This is a genomic window from Kitasatospora putterlickiae, from assembly GCF_039527695.1.
In the GTDB taxonomy this organism is placed as follows: Bacteria; Actinomycetota; Actinomycetes; order Streptomycetales; family Streptomycetaceae; genus Kitasatospora; species Kitasatospora putterlickiae.
This window is the reverse complement of record NZ_BAAAKJ010000073.1, coordinates 19,474-20,559: the sequence shown is the minus strand read 5'-3', so window position 1 is coordinate 20,559 and position 1,086 is coordinate 19,474. Positions and strand designations below refer to the sequence as shown.

Sequence of the window (1,086 nt, the reverse complement as noted above, 5' to 3'; positions counted from 1 at the left end):
CGGACGGCCTGCCGACCGCCCCGGCTGTGGACAGCCCGGGCTCTTCCGACGGTCCGCCGCTCGGATCCCGCCCGGGTTCGGCGCGGACCTTCCGCCCTGGCGCGCCCGGGCCCGTGACCGGTGGTGCGGCGGATGGTGGGCCTGCCGCCTCTGTCCGCCCCGGCCCGGCGCGGACCTTCCGCCCTGGCGCGCCCGGGCCCGTGACCGGTGGTGCGGCGGATGGTGGGCCCGCTGCCTCCTCCCGTCCGCCGATCACCTCCCGGCCGCGTCCGGCCGCAGGCTCTCTCCCGCACCGTCCGCCGGTTACCGCCCGCCCGAGGCCGGCAGCGGCTCCGCCACCGTCATCGTCGCCACCGCCACCAGTTCGCGTCCACGCCGTGCCCGCCGCGCGGCCCCGGACCGAGGGGGACTGGTTCCTCCTCCCCGCGCCCCAACCTTCCACCCCCGTGCGCCTGTTCTGCTTCCCGCACGCCGGGGGCGACGCGACCGCGTTCACACCCCTCGCCCGGGCCATCGCGCCCGCCGCCGAGGTGTGGGCGCTGCGCCCGCCCGCCCGGGGCGGCCGTAGCCGGGATCCGATGCCCGCCGACTTCGCCGCGCTGGTCGAGGACGTCGCCGGGGCGCTCGCTCCGCACATCGGCTCAGGGCACCGGGTCGCGTTCTACGGGCAGAGCTTCGGCGCCCTGCTCGCCTACGAGGTGGCCCGGGCGCTGCCCGCCCCGCGCCGGCCAGGGCTGGTCGTCGTGGCGGGGGCGCCGTGCCCGGCCGAGTGGACCGAGCGCGAGTCCAAGGACCTCGACGCGGCCGAACTCCTGCGCCTGACCGGCCTGGAGGAACTGGTCCGGGCCGATCCGGAGCTGGTCGAACTCGCCCTCGGCGGCATCCGCACCGATCTCGCCGTGAGTGCCACCTACCGGCACCGGCCGCACACGCCGATCGGCTCCGCGCTGTACGCGCTGGCCGGAGCCGACGACCCGATGCTCGCCACCACCGACCTCACCGTCTGGGCCGCCCACACCCGGGGCGCCTTCGGCCACCGCGTCCTGCCCGGCGGGCACCTGCTCGCCACCGTCGACCGGCCCGGCC

The 1,086-nt window shown here is 78.4% G+C and carries 1 protein-coding gene; it reads left to right on the top strand.

Annotated elements, in window-relative coordinates; translation table 11 throughout:
* Window positions 1-377: 377 nt before the first annotated feature.
* The coding region (locus ABD308_RS08555) for a thioesterase II family protein (RefSeq protein ID WP_344330131.1) at window positions 378-1,086 on the top strand (709 nt) is incomplete at its 3' end.